2 tRNA genes and 3 rRNA genes are annotated in these 5,730 nt (G+C 53.5%); all 5 read right to left on the bottom strand.

Features of this window, described 5'->3' with window-relative positions:
* Window positions 1-61: 61 nt before the first annotated feature.
* The 5 genes from rrf to J7367_RS20320 all read right to left on the bottom strand — a co-directional run bounded on the left by rrf (window position 62) and on the right by J7367_RS20320 (window position 5,271).
* Window positions 62-176 (bottom strand): 5S ribosomal RNA (gene rrf, locus J7367_RS20340).
* Window positions 177-350: 174 nt separating this feature from the next.
* Window positions 351-3,231: ribosomal RNA gene (locus J7367_RS20335) — 23S ribosomal RNA — on the bottom strand.
* Between the two features lie 227 nt (window positions 3,232-3,458).
* A tRNA-Ile gene (locus tag J7367_RS20330) sits at window positions 3,459-3,535 on the bottom strand.
* An 18-nt stretch (window positions 3,536-3,553) separates the two neighbouring features.
* A tRNA-Ala gene (locus J7367_RS20325) sits at window positions 3,554-3,629 on the bottom strand.
* A gap of 95 nt (window positions 3,630-3,724) precedes the next feature.
* Window positions 3,725-5,271: ribosomal RNA gene (locus J7367_RS20320) — 16S ribosomal RNA — on the bottom strand.
* The 16S, 23S and 5S rRNA genes sit together here with 2 tRNA genes alongside, the layout of an rRNA operon.
* Window positions 5,272-5,730 lie beyond the last annotated feature (459 nt).

Here is a 5,730-nt window from a genome sequence, read left to right as displayed (position 1 = left end):
TCCTCAAATTCGGCGCAAAAAGAAACCCTCAGTCGATTGGACTGAGGGTTTCGGGTAAAGCCCCTGGCGATGACCTACTCTCGCATGGCTTGAGCCACACTACCATCGGCGCAGCTGCGTTTCACTTCCGAGTTCGGGATGGGATCGGGTGGTTCCACAGCGCTAATTTCACCAGGGAGACGGTTGGAGCGTCGCCAGCGTTTGCTTCTCTTCAAAAGTCTGCACATGGATGTGCAGGCTCTTGCGAAGGGAAGCGCGTACGGCGCGCAGTCTCGCATAGTTAACTTGTGACGTAGCTTGCATTTGATGATCTACCAACGTTCGTTGGGACCAAGGCAACTTGAGGTTATATGGTCAAGCCGCACGGATCATTAGTATCAGTTAGCTCAATACATTGCTGTACTTACACACCTGACCTATCAACCACGTAGTCTACATGGTTCCTTTAGGGGGCTTGTGCCCCGGGAAGTCTCATCTTGAGGCGCGCTTCCCGCTTAGATGCTTTCAGCGGTTATCGCTTCCGAACATAGCTACCCGGCAATGCCACTGGCGTGACAACCGGAACACCAGAGGTTCGTCCACTCCGGTCCTCTCGTACTAGGAGCAGCCCCTCTCAAACTTCCAACGCCCATGGCAGATAGGGACCGAACTGTCTCACGACGTTCTGAACCCAGCTCGCGTACCACTTTAAATGGCGAACAGCCATACCCTTGGGACCGACTACAGCCCCAGGATGTGATGAGCCGACATCGAGGTGCCAAACACCGCCGTCGATATGAACTCTTGGGCGGTATCAGCCTGTTATCCCCGGAGTACCTTTTATCCGTTGAGCGATGGCCCTTCCATACAGAACCACCGGATCACTAAGACCTACTTTCGTACCTGCTTGATCCGTCGATCTTGCAGTCAAGCACGCTTATGCCTTTGCACACAGTGCGCGATGTCCGACCGCGCTGAGCGTACCTTCGTGCTCCTCCGTTACTCTTTAGGAGGAGACCGCCCCAGTCAAACTACCCACCATACACGGTCCCTGATCCGGATAACGGACCTAGGTTAGAACGTCAAGCACGACAGGGTGGTATTTCAAGGATGGCTCCACTGCAGCTAGCGCCACAGTTTCATAGCCTCCCACCTATCCTACACAGACGAACTCAACGTTCAGTGTAAAGCTATAGTAAAGGTTCACGGGGTCTTTCCGTCTTGCCACGGGAACGCTGCATCTTCACAGCGATTTCAATTTCACTGAGTCTCGGGTGGAGACAGCGCCGCTGTCGTTACGCCATTCGTGCAGGTCGGAACTTACCCGACAAGGAATTTCGCTACCTTAGGACCGTTATAGTTACGGCCGCCGTTTACTGGGGCTTCGATCAAGAGCTTCGCCTTGCGGCTGACCCCATCAATTAACCTTCCAGCACCGGGCAGGCGTCACACCCTATACGTCCACTTTCGTGTTTGCAGAGTGCTGTGTTTTTGATAAACAGTCGCAGCGGCCTGGTTTCTGCGACCCTCTTCAGCTATAGCTCGCATGAGCCACCAAAAAGGGTGCACCTTCTCCCGAAGTTACGGTGCCATGTTGCCTAGTTCCTTCACCCGAGTTCTCTCAAGCGCCTGAGAATTCTCATCCTACCCACCTGTGTCGGTTTACGGTACGGTCTTCGTGAGCTGAAGCTTAGGAGCTTTTCCTGGAAGCGTGGTATCAGTGACTTCGCCAAAAAGGCTCGTCTCGGTGCTCGGTCTTAAAGGATCCCGGATTTGCCAAAGATCCAAACCTACCGCCTTTCCCCGGGACAACCAACGCCCGGTACACCTAACCTTCTCCGTCCCTCCATCGCACTCACGCGAGGTGCAGGAATATTAACCTGCTTCCCATCGACTACGGCTTTCGCCCTCGCCTTAGGGACCGACTAACCCTGCGTCGATTAACGTTGCGCAAGGAAACCTTGGGCTTTCGGCGTGCGGGCTTTTCACCCGCATTATCGTTACTCATGTCAGCATTCGCACTTCCGATACCTCCAGCAGACTTCTCAATCCACCTTCGCAGGCTTACGGAACGCTCCTCTACCGCGCATAAAACAAGTTTTATGCACCCCAAGCTTCGGTTCACTGCTTAGCCCCGTTAAATCTTCCGCGCAGACCGACTCGACCAGTGAGCTATTACGCTTTCTTTAAAGGGTGGCTGCTTCTAAGCCAACCTCCTGGCTGTCTATGCCTTTCCACATCGTTTTCCACTTAGCAGTGAATTTGGGACCTTAGCTGTGGGTCTGGGTTGTTTCCCTTTTCACGACGGACGTTAGCACCCGCCGTGTGTCTCCCATACAGTCCGTCTCGGTATTCGGAGTTTGCAATGGTTTGGTAAGTCGCGATGACCCCCTAGCCATAACAGTGCTCTACCCCCGAGAGGATACATATGAGGCGCTACCTAAATAGCTTTCGAGGAGAACCAGCTATCTCCGGGTTCGATTAGCTTTTCACTCCTAATCACAGCTCATCCCCGTCTTTTGCAACAGACGTGGGTTCGGGCCTCCAGTACCTGTTACGGCACCTTCACCCTGGCCATGACTAGATCACCCGGTTTCGGGTCTACTGCCCGCGACTATGCGCCCTTATCAGACTCGGTTTCCCTTCGCCTCCCCTATACGGTTAAGCTTGCCACGAACAGTAAGTCGCTGACCCATTATACAAAAGGTACGCAGTCACTCTTGCGAGCTCCTACTGCTTGTACGCACACGGTTTCAGGATCTATTTCACTCCCCTCTCCGGGGTTCTTTTCGCCTTTCCCTCACGGTACTGGTTCACTATCGGTCGGTCAGGAGTATTTAGCCTTGGAGGATGGTCCCCCCATATTCAGACAGGGTTTCACGTGCCCCGCCCTACTCGTTTTCACTGGAGTGGCCCTTTTAAATACAGGGCTATCACCTTCTATGGCCAATCTTTCCAGATTGTTTTTCTAAAGCCATTCCAGCTTAAGGGCTGCTCCCCGTTCGCTCGTCACTACTTAGGGAATCTCGGTTGATTTTTTTTCCTCCGGTTATTTAGATATTTCAGTTCACCGGGTTCGCTTCCAGCAGCTATGAATTCACTGCAGGATACTGCCGAAGCAGTGGGTTTCCCCATTCGGATATTGCCGGATCAAAGCTTGTTGCCAGCTCCCCGACACTTTTCGCAGGCTACCACGTCCTTCATCGCCTCTGACCGCCTAGGCATCCACCGTGTGCGCTTATTCGCTTGACCATATAACCCCAAGTTGCCTCAGGATCATATGTCGTGTTGTGTGGGGTACAAAGCCACCAACGCGAACATACGACTCAATTATTTAGGGACTCGAAGTCCCCGCCTTAGCCTCAACGACACGTTTAGATAGATATCTCAAACGCTCGCTACGTCACAAGTTATAAAAGAACATGTCTCAGCCTCAACGCTGATCCATATAAATTCTTAAGTGTGCACTACATTCAGAGTGGTGGGTCTGGGAGGACTCGAACCACCGACCTCACCCTTATCAGGGGTGCGCTCTAACCACCTGAGCTACAGACCCAAAGTCGTTTCACTCAAATGGTGGAGCCTGTCGGGATCGAACCGACGACCCCCTGCTTGCAAAGCAGGTGCTCTCCCAGCTGAGCTAAGGCCCCATGATGGGACTTTCGCATACCGGCCTGTGCCGATACGCATCTCTGAATGCAGGTAATTTGTGAGGACGCCCGACAGGACGATGACGTCATGCTCAAAAGGAGGTGATCCAGCCGCACCTTCCGATACGGCTACCTTGTTACGACTTCACCCCAGTCATCGGCCACACCGTGGCAAGCGCCCTCCCGAAGGTTAAGCTACCTGCTTCTGGTGCAACAAACTCCCATGGTGTGACGGGCGGTGTGTACAAGGCCCGGGAACGTATTCACCGCAGCAATGCTGATCTGCGATTACTAGCGATTCCGACTTCATGGAGTCGAGTTGCAGACTCCAATCCGGACTGAGATAGGGTTTCTGGGATTGGCTTGCCCTCGCGGGTTTGCAGCCCTCTGTCCCTACCATTGTAGTACGTGTGTAGCCCTGGTCGTAAGGGCCATGATGACTTGACGTCATCCCCACCTTCCTCCGGTTTGTCACCGGCGGTCTCCTTAGAGTTCCCACCATTACGTGCTGGCAACTAAGGACAAGGGTTGCGCTCGTTGCGGGACTTAACCCAACATCTCACGACACGAGCTGACGACAGCCATGCAGCACCTGTCTCACGGTTCCCGAAGGCACCAATCCATCTCTGGAAAGTTCCGTGGATGTCAAGACCAGGTAAGGTTCTTCGCGTTGCATCGAATTAAACCACATACTCCACCGCTTGTGCGGGCCCCCGTCAATTCCTTTGAGTTTCAGTCTTGCGACCGTACTCCCCAGGCGGCGAACTTAACGCGTTAGCTTCGATACTGCGTGCCAAATTGCACCCAACATCCAGTTCGCATCGTTTAGGGCGTGGACTACCAGGGTATCTAATCCTGTTTGCTCCCCACGCTTTCGTGCCTCAGTGTCAGTGTTGGTCCAGGTAGCCGCCTTCGCCACGGATGTTCCTCCCGATCTCTACGCATTTCACTGCTACACCGGGAATTCCGCTACCCTCTACCACACTCTAGTGATCCAGTATCCACTGCAATTCCCAGGTTGAGCCCAGGGCTTTCACAACAGACTTAAACCACCACCTACGCACGCTTTACGCCCAGTAATTCCGAGTAACGCTTGCACCCTTCGTATTACCGCGGCTGCTGGCACGAAGTTAGCCGGTGCTTATTCTTTGGGTACCGTCAGAACAATCGGGTATTAACCGACTGCTTTTCTTTCCCAACAAAAGGGCTTTACAACCCGAAGGCCTTCTTCACCCACGCGGCATGGCTGGATCAGGCTTGCGCCCATTGTCCAATATTCCCCACTGCTGCCTCCCGTAGGAGTCTGGACCGTGTCTCAGTTCCAGTGTGGCTGATCATCCTCTCAGACCAGCTACGGATCGTCGCCTTGGTGGGCCTTTACCCCGCCAACTAGCTAATCCGACATCGGCTCATTCAACCGCGCGAAGCCCTAAGGTCCTCCGCTTTCACCCATAGGTCGTATGCGGTATTAGCGTAAGTTTCCCTACGTTATCCCCCACGAAAGAGTAGATTCCGATGTATTCCTCACCCGTCCGCCACTCGCCACCCATAAGAGCAAGCTCTTACTGTGCTGCCGTTCGACTTGCATGTGTTAGGCCTGCCGCCAGCGTTCACTCTGAGCCAGGATCAAACTCTTCACTTAAAATTACATGCCCGAAGGCAAATACTTTAGCTGCAGAAGTCCAACCACTGGCAACTTATCGCTTGCAAAGCAATTAATATGTTGCTTGATTAAACGTCTGCAAGATGGACAATCATCCTTCCTGCAGGCGTCCGCACAAATTACCTGCGCACACTGTCAAAGAACATTGGGAAGTGGCCTCAGCGCCGTCCCCGTCAGCTTCGTCGTTTCCGTCGAAGCGAGCCGCGCATTATAGCGGACTTTTTCTTGCCGTCAACACCTCATTTCGAGGTGGTTGACGCCGCTTCGTTTGAACCCGAAGGTTTTCTGCGAAGCGAGCCGGCCATATTAGCAGGCTTTTCATCCTCGTCAACCCCTCGTGAAGAGGAAGTTGCCGCCGCTGCACCTCAATCCGCCGTAGCGTCTTTCCGTGTAGCGAGCCGCCCATCATAGCCGGCTTTTTCGTTTCGTCAACACCTT

Origin of the sequence: Xanthomonas sp. D-36-1 (genome assembly GCF_017746155.1) — a bacterium.
Taxonomy (GTDB): domain Bacteria; phylum Pseudomonadota; class Gammaproteobacteria; order Xanthomonadales; family Xanthomonadaceae; genus Xanthomonas; species Xanthomonas cissicola.
The sequence above is the reverse complement of the archived record's forward strand: the minus strand, read 5'-3'. Positions and strand labels throughout refer to the sequence as shown.